This is a genomic window from Kluyvera georgiana, from assembly GCF_050990895.1.
Lineage (GTDB): Bacteria > Pseudomonadota > Gammaproteobacteria > Enterobacterales > Enterobacteriaceae > Kluyvera > Kluyvera georgiana.
Window position 1 is genome coordinate 606,116 of the sequence record NZ_CP158865.1, and the last position, 18,667, is coordinate 624,782.

General features: G+C 55.8%; 16 protein-coding genes. 2 read left to right on the forward strand and 14 right to left on the reverse strand.

The genetic code is table 11. The features are described 5' to 3' along the window. The gene (locus ABTW00_RS02955; protein WP_064542039.1) at positions 1–390 is read right to left on the reverse strand and encodes a YraN family protein; all 390 of its coding nucleotides are present in this window, start codon (positions 388–390) and stop codon (positions 1–3) included. Beyond that, entirely contained in the window at positions 348–2,444 is a 2,097-nt protein-coding gene (locus ABTW00_RS02960) for a penicillin-binding protein activator (RefSeq protein ID WP_433638739.1), read from the reverse strand. Before ABTW00_RS02960 ends, ABTW00_RS02955 begins: the two co-directional genes overlap by 43 nt. Positions 2,445–2,506: 62 nt before the next feature. Between ABTW00_RS02960 and rsmI the strand changes: the two genes are divergently transcribed. Further along, a complete protein-coding gene (gene rsmI, locus ABTW00_RS02965; protein WP_064542046.1) occupies positions 2,507–3,370 on the forward strand; it encodes a 16S rRNA (cytidine(1402)-2'-O)-methyltransferase in 864 nt (287 codons plus the stop codon). Positions 3,371–3,436: 66 nt separating this feature from the next. Here the strand turns inward: rsmI and ABTW00_RS02970 are convergent, their stop codons facing one another. From ABTW00_RS02970 to kbaZ, 11 genes are all read right to left on the reverse strand, one after another. Beyond that, positions 3,437–5,326, reverse strand: a complete 1,890-nt coding sequence (locus tag ABTW00_RS02970; protein WP_433638742.1) for an enterotoxin — start codon at positions 5,324–5,326, stop codon at positions 3,437–3,439. A 13-nt stretch (positions 5,327–5,339) separates the two neighbouring features. After that, on the reverse strand, positions 5,340–6,515 hold the full coding sequence (locus ABTW00_RS02975) for a MalY/PatB family protein (protein WP_433638744.1): 1,176 nt from the start codon (positions 6,513–6,515) through the stop codon (positions 5,340–5,342). Positions 6,516–6,526: 11 nt separating this feature from the next. Next, positions 6,527–8,098: a maltose/glucose-specific PTS transporter subunit IIBC gene (gene malX / locus ABTW00_RS02980; RefSeq protein ID WP_433638746.1), complete on the reverse strand. Its 1,572-nt coding sequence runs from the start codon at positions 8,096–8,098 to the stop codon at positions 6,527–6,529. A 114-nt stretch (positions 8,099–8,212) separates the two neighbouring features. Continuing rightward, entirely contained in the window at positions 8,213–9,085 is an 873-nt protein-coding gene (kbaY, locus tag ABTW00_RS02985; RefSeq protein ID WP_433638748.1) for a tagatose-bisphosphate aldolase subunit KbaY, read from the reverse strand. Positions 9,086–9,097: 12 nt separating this feature from the next. Further along, the gene (locus tag ABTW00_RS02990; RefSeq protein WP_433638750.1) at positions 9,098–10,252 is read right to left on the reverse strand and encodes an AgaS family sugar isomerase; all 1,155 of its coding nucleotides are present in this window, start codon (positions 10,250–10,252) and stop codon (positions 9,098–9,100) included. A gap of 295 nt (positions 10,253–10,547) precedes the next feature. Next, a complete protein-coding gene (gene nagA / locus ABTW00_RS02995; RefSeq protein ID WP_433638752.1) occupies positions 10,548–11,681 on the reverse strand; it encodes an N-acetylglucosamine-6-phosphate deacetylase in 1,134 nt (377 codons plus the stop codon). Further along, the gene (agaF, locus tag ABTW00_RS03000) at positions 11,678–12,112 is read right to left on the reverse strand and encodes a PTS galactosamine/N-acetylgalactosamine transporter subunit IIA (protein WP_433638754.1); all 435 of its coding nucleotides are present in this window, start codon (positions 12,110–12,112) and stop codon (positions 11,678–11,680) included. The genes nagA and agaF overlap by 4 nt, the downstream gene beginning before the upstream one ends. 17 nt (positions 12,113–12,129) lie before the next feature. Further along, positions 12,130–13,008 carry a PTS N-acetylgalactosamine transporter subunit IID gene (gene agaE, locus ABTW00_RS03005; protein WP_433638757.1) on the reverse strand — a complete coding sequence of 293 codons (879 nt, stop codon included), beginning with the start codon at positions 13,006–13,008 and terminating at the stop codon, positions 12,130–12,132. Then, positions 12,998–13,777, reverse strand: coding sequence for a PTS N-acetylgalactosamine transporter subunit IIC (agaW, locus tag ABTW00_RS03010; protein WP_065356121.1), 780 nt, complete (start codon positions 13,775–13,777; stop codon positions 12,998–13,000). The genes agaE and agaW overlap by 11 nt, the downstream gene beginning before the upstream one ends. 10 nt (positions 13,778–13,787) lie before the next feature. Beyond that, a complete protein-coding gene (gene agaV, locus ABTW00_RS03015; protein WP_065356120.1) occupies positions 13,788–14,261 on the reverse strand; it encodes a PTS N-acetylgalactosamine transporter subunit IIB in 474 nt (157 codons plus the stop codon). 19 nt (positions 14,262–14,280) lie between these two features. After that, positions 14,281–15,558 carry a tagatose-bisphosphate aldolase subunit KbaZ gene (gene kbaZ / locus ABTW00_RS03020; protein ID WP_433640915.1) on the reverse strand — a complete coding sequence of 426 codons (1,278 nt, stop codon included), beginning with the start codon at positions 15,556–15,558 and terminating at the stop codon, positions 14,281–14,283. Between the two features lie 269 nt (positions 15,559–15,827). On the opposite strand from kbaZ, the gene ABTW00_RS03025 reads away from it, so the two are divergent. Then, the gene (locus ABTW00_RS03025; protein ID WP_065356118.1) at positions 15,828–16,643 is read left to right on the forward strand and encodes a DeoR family transcriptional regulator; all 816 of its coding nucleotides are present in this window, start codon (positions 15,828–15,830) and stop codon (positions 16,641–16,643) included. Positions 16,644–16,692: 49 nt separating this feature from the next. Here ABTW00_RS03025 and garD read toward each other — a convergent pair whose 3' ends face one another. Next, positions 16,693–18,264, reverse strand: a complete 1,572-nt coding sequence (gene garD, locus ABTW00_RS03030) for a galactarate dehydratase (protein WP_064542078.1) — start codon at positions 18,262–18,264, stop codon at positions 16,693–16,695. Between the last annotated feature and the right edge of the window lie 403 nt (positions 18,265–18,667).

Genomic DNA, 18,667 nt, shown 5'->3' on the forward strand with positions numbered 1-18,667 from the left:
CTATAAGCTAAAAGCGTTTTGAAACCATTCGATCTCATTGCCCGTGAAGGCTACCACATCGAAACGGCAATCCACAGTGTCAAAACTCCCATTGTGGCGGGCGAGCCACAAACGGGCAGTCTGTAACAGTTTGTTCTGTTTGCTGCGGGTCACGCTGGCGGCTGCGCCGCCAAACGTACTGGACGCGCGGTAACGCACTTCAACAAATACCGTCACCGCCCCTTCGCGCATAATCAGATCGATTTCGCCGCCGCGCTCATGCACGTTGGCGGCGATAAAGCATAGCCCCTGACGCTCCAGCCAGCGACGCGCGCGCAGTTCTGCGGCATCACCGGTCTGTTTCGTGGTTAGCTTGCCGGGACGATTTGCCCCTGCTGGTATTTGAGCCATGATAACTTCCTGTTAATCACGCAGTCCTGGTTGGCGCTCAGATCGCCGGTGTTGCCGTTCAGCTCAAAGCCCGGTACGCCGCGCATCTGAGAGAAATGATTGGCCAGCGCCCAGGCGTCAACGCCCATCGCGTACAGGCGGGCCAGCGAGTAGTCGTTGTTGACCGCACGCAGCGCCTGCTGCATCAGCGCCGGGTTGCTGCCAGCCAGCATCGGGATCTCGCTGTACTGTAAACCTTCCATCTCCAGACGGAAGTCCGGGCCTGCGGTACCCTGCGCGCTGCGCGAGCTGGCGTACAGCATCGCACCGCTCTGGCTACCGTTACGCATCGCGATCATCGGCTTGATAAAGGCGATTTCTTCCGGTGTTGCCAGAATATAGGCGGCATCGACTTTGCTGCTGCCGGTGATTTGCGCATCGGTTGGCGCGGCCGGAATGGTCAGCCCGCCGATGGTGACGCTCTGCGGCTGCGGCTGGGTTGAGGCCACCGGTGTACCCGACAGCGAGATGCCGGAACCGCCGTTGACGCCGCCGCGCAGTTCAGAGAGCGAACCAAATTTCTGTTGCAGTACAGTACCGCCGCCCAGTTGACGCCATTCATCGGCAAAGGCCTGAGTGACGCGTTCACCGAGCGCGTTACGCGGCACCAGCAGCAGCGGCGACTGTTTACCCTGGTCGTGAATGTGGCGCGCGGCGTCGCGAGCTTCATCTTCCGGTGACAGGGCGAAGTAGCAGATATTGGCGCGGCTCGTCACCGACTCCGGCTGATTCAGCGCCAGCACGTTGAGTGTCGTGTTGCTTTTCAGCATCTCGTCGACGTTGTTTTTCAACAGCGGGCCGACCACCAGGCTAACGCCATCCTGCTGCGCCTGCGCCAGAATCTGGTTTAACGGCTGAGACGAGGTGTCGTAAATTTTCAGCTCGGCGGAGGGATTCGCCGCCACGCTGGCAACGGCCTGCGGCTGTGGAGCAGGCGCTGGCGCTGCCGTTGGTGCTGTAGTCGCCTGTTCAGCGGCTTCTTCCGGCTGTGCTGCGGCCTGAACCGGCGCATCGGTGGCCGATGCTTGTACCGGCGCCTGGGTTTGCGGGCTGGTCAGATCGCTGATTTCAGCCTGTGACGGGCTGACGACGGGCGTAGAGGCCGCCTGAGCAACCTGCTCCGGGACGGCGCTGCCGTTAACCGGCGTGGCGCCGTTTTTCGCGGCTTCAAAACCTTGCTGAATGGTGCGGCCAAAGACCGATGCCTGGCCGCTTAACGGCAGCAGCAGGGCGATTTTATTGACCGACGCCGGTTTGAAGTTCTGCACGTTGGCCAGTTGCGACGGCAGAATCTTCGCGCCCGGATTCTGCGGATAGCGCGTCTGCCAGTCTTTGATGCCTGCCTTCAGCATGTCCGGATCGTTACGGTTATCAAACCACATGCGTTGCAGATCCAGCCAGCCTTGCAGATCGTTCTCATCGGCGTTGATCACCAGCGCGTTGGCTTGCTGCTGGGTCATAGCGGAGAGCGCTTGCCAGGTGGCGTCGCTATTCTGCTGTTTTTCCTGCTGGGTGGTTAACAGAGGCGCCTGAGCAATCAGGGCGCGCAGCAGCGTCAGAGAGGGCTTACCCTGCTCGGCGGTGATGGTATCCTGCCAGAAGCGGGCCTGGCGAACGCTGTCGAAATCTTCGGCTTTCAGCGGCTGCAGCAGCGCCTGAGCGCCGGCGTAATCTTTCTGCGCAAGCTTGATTTCAACGGCCAGCAGAGACTGTTCCTGACGCTGAACGGCATTCAGTTCTTTCGGCAGCTGGTTGTACAGTTCCAGCGCCTGCTGGCTTTTACCTTCTTTCAGCAGTGCACGAATGGCGAGTAATTGCCAGTTGGTCTTGCTATCATTCGAACTTTGCTGCATCTGCTGCAGGTAAAAGCCGGAATCAGCCTGCGTCGCGCCCTGAAGCTGGGCGGCACTCTGATCGGCAGGTTGCTGGATTCCACAGCCTGCGAAAATCAGCGCAGCCAGGATAACCGGCAGACAACGCGCGGCTTTCATACGAGAAAATGTTGAGGGTACCATTCTGTATCCAGTGATATTTTTTACGCAATGCTCAATATTAAATCGGCAATACGGACGAAACAATGAAACAACACGAATCGGCGGATAATTCTCAAGGCCAACTCTTTATTGTACCTACTCCTATCGGAAATTTGGCTGATATTACCCAACGAGCGCTCGAAGTATTGCAAGCTGTTGATTTAATTGCGGCTGAAGACACGCGGCACACAGGTTTATTGCTGCAACACTTCGCGATTAACGCCCGTTTGTTTGCTTTACACGATCACAATGAGCAACAAAAAGCCGAGACGCTGGTGGCGAAGCTGAAAGAGGGTCAGAACATTGCGCTGGTTTCTGACGCGGGTACGCCGCTGATCAACGATCCTGGCTATCACCTGGTGCGCACCTGCCGTGAAGCGGGGATTCGCGTCGTGCCGCTGCCTGGCCCATGCGCCGCGATTGCCGCGCTCAGCGCCGCCGGTCTGCCGTCCGATCGTTTTTGCTATGAAGGTTTCTTACCGGCGAAGTCCAAAGGCCGTCGTGATGCGCTGAAGGCGATTGAAGCCGAGCCGCGCACGCTAATTTTCTACGAATCCACCCACCGTCTGCTCGATAGCCTGGAAGATATGGTCGCCGTATGGGGCGAATCCCGCTACGTGGTGCTGGCGCGCGAGCTGACCAAAACCTGGGAAACCATCCACGGTGCGCCGGTCGGCGAACTGCTGGCGTGGGTCAAAGAAGATGAAAACCGTCGTAAAGGCGAGATGGTGCTGATTGTCGAAGGCCATAAAGCCCAGGACGACGAACTGCCCGCCGATGCGCTGCGAACGCTGGCGTTGTTGCAGGCTGAGCTGCCGTTGAAGAAAGCGGCGGCGCTGGCGGCGGAGATCCACGGCGTGAAGAAGAATGCGTTGTATAAGTATGCGCTGGAACAGCAGGGGGAATAAGCCCCTGCTGCCGGTTTTGCCGGGTGGCGCTTGCGCCTTACCCGGCCTGCTCATCGGGACAAGCGTTTAGTTAACGGGCACCGCCTCAAACACCAGCGTTTCCAGCGGCTGCAACGTAATCACCGTCGCGTTTTTATACTCAACGGGCACGGTTTTATTGCTGCCGTATACCGCTTTCAGACTAAACTGCGCCGCGTCTCCTGCCGGTATTTCGAAATCCTTCGCCAAATCCAGATAGTAGGTTTGTGGCTTATCCGATGGGTTGCGCAAACCGAGAATGGCTTTGTCTTTGCTCCAGGATGCCCAGCCGTACACGGCAAGCGCCGTCGGGTCGCCGCCAATCCAGTGGGTATCAACCAGCACGCTGGCATTTTCCTTCGACCATTTTGCAGCCTTCGCCAGCGTGTCCCACTTCACCTTGTTCAGCATGGATGGGGTAATATACAGCTCCTGCAGCTGGGTGCCGGTCGCGAAGTAGCTCCAGACCTGATCGGCAAAATCGCTGTCCGTTTGCACCTTCTCTAGCCCGTAATAGGCATTCTCGGCGCTGACTATCCCGTGGTACATCAGCGAGTTCAGCGGGAACAGAGGGCCTTTACGGACAATGGAGCGGTACGTCTCGGCATCGCGGTAGGTCATCCACTGCTGCACCGGCGTGCCGGGACCATACAGGTTGATGTCATCCCCCTGACGCCAGATTGAATCGGCGTAGAACAGCCAGGAGGGGCTGGCGTCGGTGCCGGTGGTCAGGTTGATAAACAGATTCGGGTTTGCGCTGCGCATATTGTGCAGCAGGGCGATTGACGCATCAAAATCTGAGGCGAACGGGCTGCCCTTGATATGCGAACTGGCGTTACCCATTCCGTCGAGCTTAAACGAGGTAATGTGCTCGTTTTTGATAAGCTTGATGATCTGCTCATTGAAGTTTTTAAAGTAGTTCGCTCCCGACAGCGCCAGCTTGCCGTCCACGGTTTCGAACCCATACTCTTTTGCATGCGAAACGCGAACGTCGCGCGGTTTGTTGTAGCCGCCCCACGGTGAAAGCCATAGCCCAACGGAGCTGTGCAGGCTGTCGGCTTTTTCTCGTACTTTGCTAAAACCGTTGCTGAATGCCGGGCCAAATAGCCAGCGTCCGGTCAGATCGTCCCAGCCATCGTCCAGCAGGAAAGCGTCCAGCGCCACGCCGCGGCCCGCAATGAACTCCTTGTTCCACTCGTCCATCCGCCCCAGCACATCCTGTTCGGTGTACGGAGTGAAAAAGCCGATATCCATCCAGCTGTTGTAGTGCAGATAAGGCTTGTAGGGCCGTGGACGTACGTCATTAATAAACTGGTTCACGCTACGGCGTAGCTGGCTGGTCTCCGGGAAAGTGCCGAACCAGGTGGTAAAGCTGACCGGCGTCTCTGGCTGAATCGGCGTTTTCAGTTCTACGTTGAGATTGGTGGTGGCTTCATAGGCGTAGGTATTCACGATCGGTTTATCCGGCAGGATAAAGAACGAGTCGGCAACGATCGGTGAGCTATTGATTGCGCCGTCTACGTAAGGTGCCTGAGACTGCTTTTTGGTTGGGAAGAAGGTGATTTTAGCGACGTCTCGCGGCTGCCCAACGGCGGCAATGGTGTAGCCGATGCTGGCGTATTTTCCCTTCACCAGGTTCAGCTTCACCATGACGTTAAAATCCGGGTGCGTAAAGTCGATAACAATCGCGTTGTCCTGTTTTTCAACGTGCTTGATTTTGAAATCCGCGGTGTGGATTTTGCTCTCATCCGGTAGCGTCAGAAAGAACAACTCCTGCGGCGTGAGCGGATGGTTAGCCCTGTTGTCCTTCACCACGACCGTTGAGTTTGTATCATCAAACGAGAGGGCAATATTGTCGTTATTGAGGGCGTAATTTGCCGCCACTGCGCCATGAGAAACACAGAGAGCCAGCAGTGAGAGAGTGAGCGCTTTCTTCATCGGGGTAAGATCCTTATTTGTTATTTTTCAGCATTCGGTTAATGGACTGCTCCAGCCAGTAGCGCTGGGTGCCAAAATTAATCCGCAGGTAGTTTTCGCCGTTTTGTACATAGTGGCTGCCGTCTTCTATGACCACGCCCGCCTGCCGTGCGAAATGTTGGGTTAGCTGCGTTGCGCTACGGTCATCCGCGCTCACGTCTATCCATGCCAGATACGACGATTCCGGGTTCATCATCTTCCACGCCGGGAAGTGGGTCTGGATGGCATCCGCCAGATACCGGGCGTTGCCTTGCAGATAACCGTTCAGCGCGTCGAGCCAGGGCAGACCGTGTTGATAGGCCAGAATAATTCCCCATACCCCGAACATATTGGGCGAGGTAATGGAGTTCTTCTCAAGCTGCTGGCGGAAGCGCTGGCGCAGCGAGTCGTTCGGAATCATGGAGTAGGAGGTTTTCAGCCCGCCCAGATTGAACGCTTTGTTGGGGGACGTGAGCACGATCAGGTTGTCCTGTGCGGCACAGCCAGAGGTGAGACAACTGACGAATTTGCCATCCAGAATGTGCTCAGCGTGAACCTCATCGACCACCAGAATCGTGCCGTAGCGTTGACAGAGATCGGACACCTGGCGTATCTCTTCCGCGCGCCAGATCCTGCCGGACGGGTTATGCGGCGAGCAGAAGAACCACAGCGTTGGACGGTGGGTTTTGAGCTGTTCTTCTATCAGATTAAAATCAAGCTGATAGCGGTTGTCTTCCACGCGCAGCGGGTTAGCAAGTACCTGCACGCCCTGGCGCTGTGCCGCCATCGCAAAAGGATCGTAGACCGGCGTATTCATCATCACGCTGTCACCCGGTTTGCAGAACGCCTGAACCGTGTAGTGCAGCGTGGAGACGGTGCCATAGGTTAGCGTGATCCACGACTTTTCTACCTCAACCTGATGACGTTTGCGCTGGAAGGCGATAACCGCGTCGTAGAATTCGTCAAAGCACCAGGTATAGCCAAAGGTGCCGTGTTCCACGATGCGCCGGAAGCCGTCAATCACCGCAGGCGGCGAGGTGAAATCCATATCGGCTATCCACAGGGGGATAAAGGACTCCGGGACGTCACCGAAACGCGAGCACACAAAGGCATGGTCCCATTTACGGCACTTATCACTTTGGCGCTCGATGATTTTGTCGAAATCAAACATCACTCCCCCTGTTAAATTAAGGCTTCAATGCCGGTTTTGACGCTCTGTACCTGCGGGCCGATGATCACCTGCACGCTGTGAGCATCAAGCACCACCACCGACAACGCGCCTGCCGCTTTCAGCGCCTGTTGATCGATAAGGCCCATATCTTTCACCACCAGACGCAAGCGGGTAATACAGTTATCAAGCGACTCAATGTTCTCTTTACCGCCGAGCGCACGCAGGATAAGACCATGATCGTATTTTGATTTTCCACGCGCGCGGGTGTTCGCCTCGACGGCTTGCTGCGCACCCTGAGTATCCACCTCGCGGCCCGGCGTTTTGATGTCGTGTTTGAGGATGTACCAGCGGAAGACAAAGAAGTAGATGGCAAACCAGGCAATACCGACCGGGAACAGCAGATACCATTTGGTCGACATTCCCTGCATCACGCCGAAAATCAGCAGATCCAGAATGCCGCCGTCGGTATTGCCGATGGTCACTCCCAACAGGGCCATTACCATCAGCGCCAGGCCAGACATGACGATATGGAAGGCGTAAAGCGCGGGAGCGATAAACAGGAACAGAAACTCAATCGGCTCTGAAATACCGGTGACGACGGAAACCAGCACGCCGGAAAGCAGCAACCCCTTAATGACCGGCCGATTTTCCGGACGCGCGGTGCGGTAGATGGCGTAAGCCACGGCGGGTAAACCGAAGATAAAGGTCGGCATAAACCCTTGCGACAGAAACGCGGTAACGTGCGGGCTAAACGGCAGGCCGGCTTTAAGCTCGGCGTAGAAGATATTCAGCGCCCCGGCGACCTCATGGCCATTCACCATTTCAATGCCACCAGCGGGGGTAAAACGCACCATCGCCAGCAGGATGTGGTGCAGACCAAAAGGTTTCAGCAGCAGTACGCCCACGCCGTAGAGGAAGGGGCCGAAAACGCTGGTGCTCTGGATGATATGCCCAATACCCGCGATGCCCAGCGCGACGTATTCCCACAGAAGAGGAATGAACAAACCCACCAGCGATAGAGTGAGCGCGGTAATGATCGGCACGAAACGAATGCCGCTAAAGAAGGCGAAGGCGTCATGCAGAACCGTGTCCTGAAAACGCTCGTGCAGAAAATAGGTGATAACCCCAACCACAATGCCGCCCAGAACCCCCATCTCCAGGGTTTGAATGCCCAGCACGATCGATTGTCCCACCTGTTTCATGGTGGCGGGGTCGGCAAGCTGGTGGGTGGCCGTCAGGTAATAGTTAATGCTCATATTCATCAGCATGTAGCCAACGAATCCGGCAAAGGCGGCGACCGCCTTGTTGCGTTTGGCAAGCCCCATGGGGATCGCCATAGCAAACATTAGCGGCAGATAGGTAAAAGCAAAGCCACCGACCATAGCGATAAAGCCAAAGGTCAACTGGGTAAATTCGCCGCCCAGAAAGGGAAAACTCGTAATGGTGGAAGGGCTGGTGACTGAACTACCGATACCCAGCAGCAATCCCATAAAGGCAAGAAGAGAAACCGGGAACATAAAGGTTTTTCCCAGGCTTTGGAAAAACTCCCATGATTTTGACTTAAAAGATTTTTTCTGTGTCATGTAGGGACCCTCGGATTTTTAGGATAATGGAAGGCGCTACCCGGTTTAAGGACGCGCCTTCATATTTGCGAGGCTTATAGTTATTTTGAGATATTGCTGTAATACGCTGTCGGATCAGGCCTCCGCCGGTAGCCGTAATCGATTCGCCGAGCCGCAGACGGCGATTTTGTTTCTCACCACCTCTTTCATGGCGTCCATACCAACCCGCATGTAAAAGCGCGGATCGTTGCCCTGCGGATTTTCAGCAAACCAGGCTTTGACGGCGTCAGAGAAGGCGATCTTCAACTCGGTGGCGACGTTAACTTTGCAGACGCCCAGCTCGATGGTGCGACGAACATACTCATCCGGCACATCACTCGCGCCATGTAACACCAGCGGTACCGTCACAACTTCCCGGATTTCAGCCAGCCGCTGGAAGTCGATTTTTGGCCGTTTGGTATACAGGCCATGTGCCGTGCCGATAGCCACGGCAAGGCTGTCAACGCCGGTCAGCTCAACAAAGCGTTTCGCTTCCTGTGGGTCGGTGAGAAACGCGCTTTCAGCATCGACGCTCATGTCGTCTTCTACCCCGCCCAGACGGCCCAATTCGGCCTCAACGCTGCAATCGTTGAGGTGGCAGAAATCGACCACCGATTTCACCAGCTTCACGTTTTGTTCAAACGGATAGTGGCTGCCATCGATCATCGCGCTGCGCACGCCGGCGTGAACCTTACGGCGAATGTCCTCCAACGATTCATGATGATCGAGATGCAGCGCCAGCGGCATGTCGTAAGTGATCGAATACGCGCTGCACAGGGCGTAGATCTCCTCCAGGGCAATATGTTTAAACGTGCCGGGTGTCCCCGCGAGGATCACGGGTGAGCGCATTTCGCTGCACACCTCGAGGATCGCCTGGATCGTTTCGGCGTTGTGGATGTTAAACGCCGGTACGGCGTAGCCGTTGGCCTGCGCATCCTGCAAAAGATATTTCGTTGAGATAATGCTCATAAGGAGATCCTCTTAAGCCTGCCACGGATGAATAATCACGCCTTGCACCACACGATTAACCGTGCCGCTGGCAGAGGGGGTATCTGGCGTATTGCCAACATGAATCGACTGAGTCAGCGCAAAGACCTGGGCGTACATCAGGAAACAGAACGCCTGTTCCATGTCGATAAACGAACGGGAAGGGGGCAGCAGGATATGCGGGCCGGCTTCGATGATGGCATCCGTTTCCGCCGCAATCGCGACCACGCGCATTGCCTGACGATCGCGGCGCAGTTCCGCCAGCAGATCCAGGTCGTACTGGCGCGTGTAAGGGTGGCTGGAGATGTACACCACGATAAGCGTTTCGCTATCGACCAGCGATTTTGGTCCGTGGCGGAAACCGGTTGGCGAGTCGTAGAAGGCCGCCAGTTTGCCAGCGGTTAGCTCCAGCACCTTCAGCGCAGACTCACGCGCGATACCTTGTAATCCGCCGCTGCCCAGATAGACGATGCGCTTCCAGGCGCCGTCGCCAAAGACCCCCTGGCTAAAATCGCCGAGCGAGTCGAGGATCGCCTGGCTGCGATCGGCCACGTCACGGAAGGTCTGGCTGTTGAAAACCTCCGGCGCGAATACCGCCAGGCAGCTTGCCATCATGGTGGTGATACTGCTGGTCATGGCAAAGCCGCGATCGTGCGTTTCGGCCGGCATCAGCAGGGCGAAAGCGTTATCGCTGTCGACCAGATTTTGGTACAGGCTGCCCGCTTCGTTACAGGTAATTGACAGGTGGTAGCACTCAGGAACGAACTGGTTTGCCAGCTCAACGGCAGCCACGCTCTCCGGGCTGTTGCCCGAGCGGGCAAATGACACCAGCAGCAGCGGATGTGCCGGGTTCAGGTAGTCCATTGGATTGGTGACGAGGTCGGTGGTGGGGACGGCGCTGATATTTTTCCCAGTGTGACGGGAAAGCCATGGGGCGATGGTTTCGCCAATAAATGCCGACGTTCCGGCCCCGGTCAGTACGATTCGCAGATCGGTTTTGCGTAACAGCGGTGTCAGAAAAGCATCAATGGTCGATCGTATCGCATCAATATTTTTCAGTGAACGGATCCAACTCGCGGGCTGCTGGCGGATCTCTTCCTCTGTCCAGGTACCGGTTGTCGAGGCGGCGGAGATATAGGTTTCTGGCATAACGTAAGTCCTTAGTCTTGTAAATTCCACATCAGACGCTGGCAATAGGTCGCTATCTTTCGTTTCGTTTCACTTGTTCACTTTATCGGTTGATTAAAATCTATAGAAAAGAAATCGAAAGTTCAACGATCGAATGAGAAATAAAACGAAAATTATGATCTTAAGAGGGGTGTTTTATTTATGTTATTGATATTTAAATGATTAAAATATTTTCCGATAAGAGGGATACTTTTTCATAGAAAGGAAAAGAAAGGCCTTGCGGTAACAAACCGAAGGCCTGAGGAAAACGGAGGTGCTACAACGAGAAAGGTTGGCCCTGAATCCAGATGTGCTGCAGGTGCAGTCCACCATCGAGTGCAATAATGCTGGCGCGTTTGCCGACCTTGAGCGATCCCAGTTGGCCATCGACGCCCAGCAAACGGGCGGGATGCAGCGACGCCATATGAATCGCCTCTTCGGGGAGTACGCCGGTTAATTCGACCATATTGCGTACCGCCGCATCGATCGAGAGCGTGCTGCCCGCCAGCCCTCCGGAAGCGGTCCTCACGATCCCGGCACGCATCTCCACCTGCTCGCCGCATAGCGTGTATCGGCCATCGGGCATACCGGCGGCCTGCATGGCGTCGGTAATCAGCACCACTCGCTCCCTGGCGCAGCAGCCGCAAAGCTTCATTGCGGCGGGGTGAACGTGGTGCCCATCGGCGATAAGCTCCAGCCAGGCTCGCGTATCGGTTAACCCGGTGCCGACCATCCCCGGTTCGCGGTGATGTAAACCGGTCATACCGTTGTAGCAATGAACCAGCCCGTCGGCACCCGCGTCAAAAGCGGCGCGGGTTTGTTCAAAGCTGGCGGCGCTATGCCCTAACATCACCCGAATGCCCCGTTTTTTCAGATGGATAATCGCCTGTAGCGCGCCGGGCTTTTCCGGTGCCAGCGCCACGACGCGCAGGGTTTGTCGGGAAATGGCAATCAGCTTATCCAGTTCCGCCAGGTTCAGTTCCCGAAACAGATCCGGAGGATGTGCCCCCTTATTCTGCGGCGTAAAATACGGGCCTTCGAGGTAGCTCCCCAGTATCTGTGCCCCCGGCTCACCGGAATCACAGCGTTGGGCGATACGCGCCAGCGCCCGGTGAATCGTCTCCAGCGGTGCGGTGACGGTGGTGGGTAGCCAGCTGGCTACCCCTTCGCATGCCTTATGGCGCGCCAGTTTATCGAGGGCGTCCGGCGCGTCGTCCATGACATCAACGCCCGCACCGCCGTGGACGTGGATATCGATATACGCCGGACACAGCAGCTCGGCGTTGCGGTGAGTTATGCCTGCCGGTATCGGTTCGATTGCGGTAATGGCGCCTTCTTCAACACGCAGCTGATGGTCGTCGAGCCAGCCTTGCTCCGTCAGCACGCGTCGGGCGCGAAGAATTTGCGTCATATTCCTTCCTCGACGGGACTCTCCTCGCGACAGCGGTCCAGCTCATCGACCAGGCAGGTCAAACCGCGGTGCCCGCACTCAAGGGCCTGCAGACGGAACGTCTCGCTGTTCAATTCATCGCGCTCCAGCGCCATCTCCAGCAACAGCTGTAAGTTGGTGCCGGTAATCACTTCTCTTCCGGCTTTTTGCATGGCAAGCGTCGAGGCCACGCGAAACGGCGTGCCGCCGAGCAGGTCGGTCAGAAAAACGATATCACCCTGGGGATCCAGCTCTGCCACCGCCTGCTCAAGCTGCGAGGTGAGCAGCGCGGTGGTTGAGGTTTCAGGAAAATCGATGGCGATAAACTGCGGCTGCTCGCCCAGGATCTGCTTCATGGCTTTTTCCATTCCGCTGGCAAAACCGCCGTGCCCCGTCAAAATAATACCTAGCATCTCAAACCTCTTTTGCTTTACAGGAAGTGACAGAATTTACCGACCACGCCGAGCACGACGGTAATGGCGATAAGACGCAGTGGGCTCCAGCCGCGACGCACCAGCCAGTACATGGTCAGGGTATACACCAGCGGTAAGAACGCAGGCATCAGCTTATCGATAACATCGGCCTGCAGTTTGACGACCGCATCACCGGCTTTGATTTCCAGCGTCGTGTTGAGGCGAACGTAGGTGGCGACCAGCGCGCCAATCACCGTCATCCCCACAATTGAGGCCGCGTGACCCACTTTTTTGGTGTTCGCCTTGATAAGCGGAATGGCGGCAACCCCCATGCGATACGCATAGTGCGCCAGGCCGAAGCGCAGGCCGAGATGCACCACGTTAAACAGCACGATAAACACCACGGCGCCAAGGATCGATCCCTGCAGCGCCAGGCTGGCGCCAATCCCGCCGCAGATAGGCAGCAGCGTTAGCCAGAACATGGCATCGCCAATCCCGCCCAGCGGTGCGCCAACGGCAATTTTGGTACTCTGAATACTGTTAACGTCCTGCTTCGAGCGCTCCATTGCCAGAATGATGCCAATAACAAACGTCACCAGGAAAGGGTGGGTGTTGAAGAAACCCATGTGGCCTTTCATGGCGCGTGCCAGGTCGCGTTTGTTGGTGTGAATCTTTTTCAGCGCGGGCAGCAGGCCGTACAGCCAGCCGGAAGCCTGCATACGCTCGTAGTTAAATGATGCCTGCAACAGCATGGAGCGCCAGGCCACGCGGTTAATGTCTTTTTTGCTCAGCTCAGCGCCAATGCTCTGATCTTCATAGACGTTTTCGTTAACGCCGGTCAGCAGCGTCTCTTCATTGTCGGAAACAGTCGGTAGGGTCTGTTGGTTAGATGCCATCTTCGAATTCCTCTTTCTGTGCCGCAGGTTGTGTCGGTTCTGGGGATTTACGTAGCAGATCAATCAGCGCCATGGCCAAAGCGGCGGCGGCGATAGCCAGTACCGGAAGCTTGAGCCAGGCCGCGGCAACAAAACCAATAATGAAGTACGGGATGTAGACGTTTTTCATCATAATTTTCAGCAGTACGGCAAAGCCGATGGCTGGCATGATGCCGCCCGCAACGCCCAGGCCGTCAATCAGGCGCTCTGGCAGAACGTCAATGGCGGTTTTCGCGTGCTCCGCGCCGAAATAAATGGGCAGAAACGCGCAGAGGAAGTAGAAAATCCCTAACGCCAGCAGTGCCAGATAATTGACCCGTTCAATCCCGTCGGTGTCGGCATTTGCCGCCATGCGGTCGCAGCGGGACATCACGCCGGACATCACGGAGAACAGGAAGGTAATGCCCATTTGCACCGCCACGGCGAACGGCACGGCGACGCCGACCGCGACATCAGGTTTGACGCCGGTGGTGATAGCAAACGTGGTCCCCACGATCGTACCGATAATGACGTTGGGCGGCTGGGCACCTGCCAGCGGAGCCAGACCCATCCATACCAATTCCAGCGTACCGCCGGTTAAAATACCGGTATGCAGATCGCCCAGAATCAGGCCGACCAGCGGCCCAAGGACCACCGGGCGGTGCATGTGCGTTAAACCGTTGAACATATCCAGGCCAGCGATAAAGGCGAGGATACCTAAAGCAAAAGCCTGCAACAGACTGATTTCCATTGTGAATCCCTCAAAGCAGTTTAAAGAGATCCAAAGCCGGCTCTGTCGGTACCCCTTGAACGAAACACTCCACGCCAGCGGCCTTCAGGCCGTTAAAAGCGTTGATGTCGTTGGCGTCGACAGAAACCGTTTTGGCAATTTGTTGTTTACCTTCGGCGTAGTGCATGTTTCCTACGTTGATACGCGTGACGGGAACGCCACCTTCAACCAGTTTGAGGAAATCGGCCGGTGTTCTGCACACCAGCAAAATTTTCTGTCGGTCGGCGGCGCGGTGGATGTTGTCGATGACTTTTTGTAGCGTCCAGAAGCGCACGGCAATCCCTTCAGCCAGCACCATTTCCATTAAATTCTGCTGTACGGTGTCTTCCGCCACTTCATCGTTGGCGACCAGCACCAGATTTGCCCCCGCAAATCCGACCCACTGCACGCCAACCTGACCGTGAATCAAACGTTCATCAATACGGCTTAAAACAATATTTGGCATCGCGTTTTCCTCTTTGTTGTTATCTGTTATGGGATGTCATGCCCTGACAGGCAGCGTGATACTGCTGCAGTATGTCCTGAATGTGGCTGATGATAAGTTCTCGCGGCGTGGCGATGAGATCCCCCTCGCGAACCTTGACGTACTGCAACGGCAAATACTGGCTGATGAGCGGCAGCGGGATCGGTTCGTCCGCCAGATTGCGCACCAGACGTTCGAAAGCGTCATCAATCTGTTCGTCCGGCCAGTAGTAACGAACGCGATCGGAATAGCTGTAGCCTCGTGCCAGACGGCGCGCGTTGCCGTCGCCGTGGTAGTGACTCTGCCAGTATTCCGGGCGATCGAGCATGACGGTTTCCAGCACATGACGCAGGCCGGAACAGGCTTTGGCGGGCAGCAACTCTTCCTCAATGGCAGCCAGTGAAAATAGCGCTTCGCGTAGGGCGAAGGTGAGCGCTGGGCCGACTTTCAGAATGGCGAAGTGATCGACCACCAGCTGGCGCAGCGACTGCGGCGTCTGGTAGTCGGTCGAGTGTGCTTCGAACACCAGCGTGTCATAGGCCTCCACCATCTTGCTCAACGCAACGGCTTTTTGCGGTTGATAATCAATGATGTGGGTGTGGTCGAATTCGACGCCAGGTTGCACCACCAGCGCGATAATTCGCGGCCATATGTCGCTCAGCCCCTGTTGTTCAAAGGCGTGGTGGTGAGCTTCCAGCGTGGCGCGTGCGGCCTCGGGCGTCGTTACCGCCAACTCGGTTAACGTTTCGTGTGCGCCGCCCGGCACCGGCACTTCAGTGCCAATAACGTAAACCAGATCCGCTTCGCCAAACTGTGCAATGCAGGTCTCTTCGGCGACCTTCGCCAGACGCGCGGCGCGCGCGGCGACAATGTCATCGGTTAAAGGAACCGGATCGTCCTGGCAGGACATGCTGCAATCCAGATGGATCTTTTTAAAGCCTGCCGCAACGTAGCTTTTGATCAGATCGTCGGCATGCCCCATGGCGATGGCGGCGGGCCGATCCTGCCAGCGATTTGGCCCCAGATGATCGCCGCCGAGAATCAGCTGCGACTGCGGAAAATGGAGTGAGTCGGCGAGTTGACAGACGAAACGGCGAAAATCGGCCGGGATCATGCCCGTATAGCCGCCGAACTGGTCAACCTGGTTAGATGTGGCTTCGATCAGCAGCGGCGTCTGGTTGGCGTGCGCGTAGCGTATTGCGGATTCCAGTACCAGTGGATGCGCGGAACAAACGGCATAAATCCCGTTCGCCTTCCCCCGTTTATGCTGCTCCACTATTTCAGTAAGATGTTTCACTTTCCTCTCCAGATAGGATGACTTCGGAATCAATCTTTCGTTTTGTTTCATTTGATACTGCATCATGGTGTTATAAAAATAAAACGAAAGATAATAGTTTTCCGATCTGTTTCACAAAAGAAACGTAATGAAAGGTTTTGGGGGTGAATTTCTGCCTGGAGAGGGACTTTATAAGACTTGCTTTTCGGAAAAAGAAAGGCGTTAATAGACCAAACGAAATGAAACGAAAGAATTTGACCAAAGGATTTCTTATGAGTAACAGCGAGTCTTCTGCAGATAAGCGGGTTTCAGGGACCAGCGAAAGGCGCGAGCAGATCATCCAGCGGTTGCGACAGCAGGGTAGCGTGCAGGTAAACGATCTTTCCGGATTGTTCGGCGTTTCCACAGTGACCATCCGTAACGATCTGGCGTTTCTGGAAAAACAGGGCATTGCCGTGCGTGCCTATGGTGGTGCATTGATTTGCGACGGCAACACGCCGGGCGTGGAACCCTCTGTTGAAGATAAAAGCTCGCTAAACACGGCGGTAAAGCGGCGCATTGCGCGGGCCGCCGTCGAGTTTGTCAAGCCGGGTCACCGCGTGATCCTTGATTCCGGTACCACAACCTATGAAATCGCGCGCTTGATGCGTCAGCATAGTGACGTGATTGCGATGACCAACGGGATGAACGTCGCCAACGCGCTGCTGGAAGCGGAAGGGGTGGAACTGCTGATGACCGGCGGACACCTGCGCCGTCAGTCCCAGTCATTCTATGGCGATCAGGCGGAGCATTCGCTGCAAAACTACCATTTCGACATGTTGTTTCTGGGCGTTGATGCTATCGATCTGGAACGGGGCATCAGTACTCATAATGAGGACGAAGCGCGGTTGAACCGGCGGATGAGCGAAGTGGCGGAGAAGATCATCGTGGTCACGGACTCGACTAAATTCAACCGTTCAAGCCTGCATAAAATTATTGATATGCAGCGTGTCGATATGATTATCGTCGATGAAGGGATCCCGCAGGAAAGTCTGGAAGGGCTGCGGAAAATCGGCGTCGACGTGATTCTGGTGCCGCTGTCGGAATAAAAAAATGGGGTATGCAAAGGCATACCCCTGTATGAGCTGGCGGGTGTGATTAGGTCACCGGTGCCGGGTTAAATACCGCCAGCTGGTTGTGCAATCCCCACTGATCCGAGAAGGTTTTCTTACGCCCGCTCGCCACATCAAGAATGAAGTGGAACAGCTTGGTGCCCACGTCTTCAATGGTCTCTTCACCGGTGGCGATGGTGCCGGCATTGATATCCATTAAGTCATACCAGCGGTTCGCCAGCTCGGTACGAGTGGCCATCTTGATGACCGGTACCGCCATCAGGCCATACGGCGTGCCGCGGCCGGTGGTAAACACCTGCACGGTAATGCCAGAGGCCACCTGCTGGGTACCGCAGACGAAGTCGCTGGCCGGGGTGGCGGCGTAAATCAGTCCGCGTTTGGTCGGGCGCTGGCCTGGTGATAATACTTCCACGATAGCGCTTTTGCCGGATTTGGCGATCGAACCCAGCGCTTTTTCCACCACGTTGGCGAGGCCGCCCTTTTTGTTGCCCGGCGAAGGGTTGGCGCTGCGGTCGGTTTTGCCCATATCAAGATAGTTATCGTACCAGGCCATCTCTTCGAGCAGACGCTTGCCCACTTCTTCATTGATGGCCCGCGGCGTTAACAGATGAATGGCGTCGCGAACTTCAGTGACTTCCGAGAACATCACCGTTGCGCCGCAGCGCACCAGCAGGTCAGAGGCGTAGCCGACAGCGGGGTTAGCGGTCACGCCGGAGAACGCATCGCTGCCACCGCACTGCATGCCCACCACCAGCTCGGAGGCCGGGCAGGTGACGCGCTGGCGCTGGTTGAGTTTTTCCAGATGGCGCACGGCAACCTGCAGGATATCGTCGACCATCGATTTAAAGCCCACGTGCTGTTCGTCCTGCAGGCGTACGATGCTGGCGCTGTCGACCGGGATGCTCTGCACATCTTCCGTGCCTTCCAGCAGACGCTCTGGCTGTAGCTTTTCGCAACCGAGACCCACCACCATCACTTCGCCACCGAAGTTTGGGTTCAGCGCAATATTATGGATAGTGCGAATCGGCACCACGGCGGCCGGTGCGTTAATCGCTACGCCGCAGCCGTAGAGGTGGTTCAGGCCGACCACGCCGTCGACGTTCGGGTATTTCGGCAGCAGGTCGCGTTCGATAATTTTAACCACGTAGTCCACAACGCCTGCCACGCAGTGCACGCTGGTGGTAATACCCAACAGGTTTTTGGTGCCCACGCTGCCGTCGGCGTTGCGGTAACCTTCAAAGGTGTAACCTTCCAGCGGCGGCAGCGGTTCCGGCACTTTGGTTGCTAGCGGCAGGGTGTTAAGCGGCGGCGCTTTCGGCAGCGTGACCGTGGATTCGTCGATCCAGCTGCCCTTGGCGACATCGCGTACCGCGTAACCGATAACTTCGCCGTAGCGAATGATTTCACCATTTTGAGGAATATCCACCAGCGCAACTTTATGCCCCTGGGGAATATGTTCAATTAATTCCAGACCGTCAGGAAAACGTGTTCCTGCTTTTAATCCATTATCATTGACAATAATCGCAACATTATCGGTGGGGTGTACTTTGATATAAAACGCAGTCGGCGATTCTTGTCTGATTTCAATGTTAGCCATTGTCCAGCATTCTCCAGCCAGGGGGTAAAATGAATTAAGTATATAAGTGTTTCTTTTCAGATAATGAAAAATAAAAGCACTTAAGTAATGGAATAAAGAATGTCAGGAGTTTGAATATAAAAATGTGATGCAGATCACTCATCCTCCTCATCCCTCGTGGGGCAAGGGTATCAATACGTGAAATTGTGCATCAGCGCCCAATGCTGTGTGCGCATGAACAATAAATTCAGTTTTAAAAGCAATTAACCTGGTGATTTGCACAATGCGTGGCGAAGGTATCCTGATTATACTGATTCACGATTTCATGGTGTCTGATTATTTATTGGGATTACCCGTCACTAATTAAATAATCAGCGAAATTCGCTTTAATAAAAATAAGAAGATTAAAGCATCCTGTACCCGA

Bases quoted from the DNA above. Each gene is read 5' to 3' on its own strand.
- ABTW00_RS02975 (WP_433638744.1), bottom strand. From the start codon at position 6,515: ATGTTTGATTTCGACAAAATCATCGAGCGCCAAAGTGATAAGTGCCGT.
- malX (WP_433638746.1), bottom strand. From the start codon at position 8,098: ATGACACAGAAAAAATCTTTTAAGTCAAAATCATGGGAGTTTTTCCAA.
- ABTW00_RS03025 (WP_065356118.1), top strand. From the start codon at position 15,828: ATGAGTAACAGCGAGTCTTCTGCAGATAAGCGGGTTTCAGGGACCAGC.
- nagA (WP_433638752.1), bottom strand. From the start codon at position 11,681: ATGACGCAAATTCTTCGCGCCCGACGCGTGCTGACGGAGCAAGGCTGG.
- agaF (WP_433638754.1), bottom strand. From the start codon at position 12,112: ATGCTAGGTATTATTTTGACGGGGCACGGCGGTTTTGCCAGCGGAATG.
- ABTW00_RS02990 (WP_433638750.1), bottom strand. From the start codon at position 10,252: ATGCCAGAAACCTATATCTCCGCCGCCTCGACAACCGGTACCTGGACA.
- rsmI (WP_064542046.1), top strand. From the start codon at position 2,507: ATGAAACAACACGAATCGGCGGATAATTCTCAAGGCCAACTCTTTATT.
- agaW (WP_065356121.1), bottom strand. From the start codon at position 13,777: ATGGAAATCAGTCTGTTGCAGGCTTTTGCTTTAGGTATCCTCGCCTTT.
- agaV (WP_065356120.1), bottom strand. From the start codon at position 14,261: ATGCCAAATATTGTTTTAAGCCGTATTGATGAACGTTTGATTCACGGT.
- ABTW00_RS02960 (WP_433638739.1), bottom strand. From the start codon at position 2,444: ATGGTACCCTCAACATTTTCTCGTATGAAAGCCGCGCGTTGTCTGCCG.
- agaE (WP_433638757.1), bottom strand. From the start codon at position 13,008: ATGGCATCTAACCAACAGACCCTACCGACTGTTTCCGACAATGAAGAG.
- ABTW00_RS02970 (WP_433638742.1), bottom strand. From the start codon at position 5,326: ATGAAGAAAGCGCTCACTCTCTCACTGCTGGCTCTCTGTGTTTCTCAT.
- ABTW00_RS02955 (WP_064542039.1), bottom strand. From the start codon at position 390: ATGGCTCAAATACCAGCAGGGGCAAATCGTCCCGGCAAGCTAACCACG.
- garD (WP_064542078.1), bottom strand. From the start codon at position 18,264: ATGGCTAACATTGAAATCAGACAAGAATCGCCGACTGCGTTTTATATC.
- kbaY (WP_433638748.1), bottom strand. From the start codon at position 9,085: ATGAGCATTATCTCAACGAAATATCTTTTGCAGGATGCGCAGGCCAAC.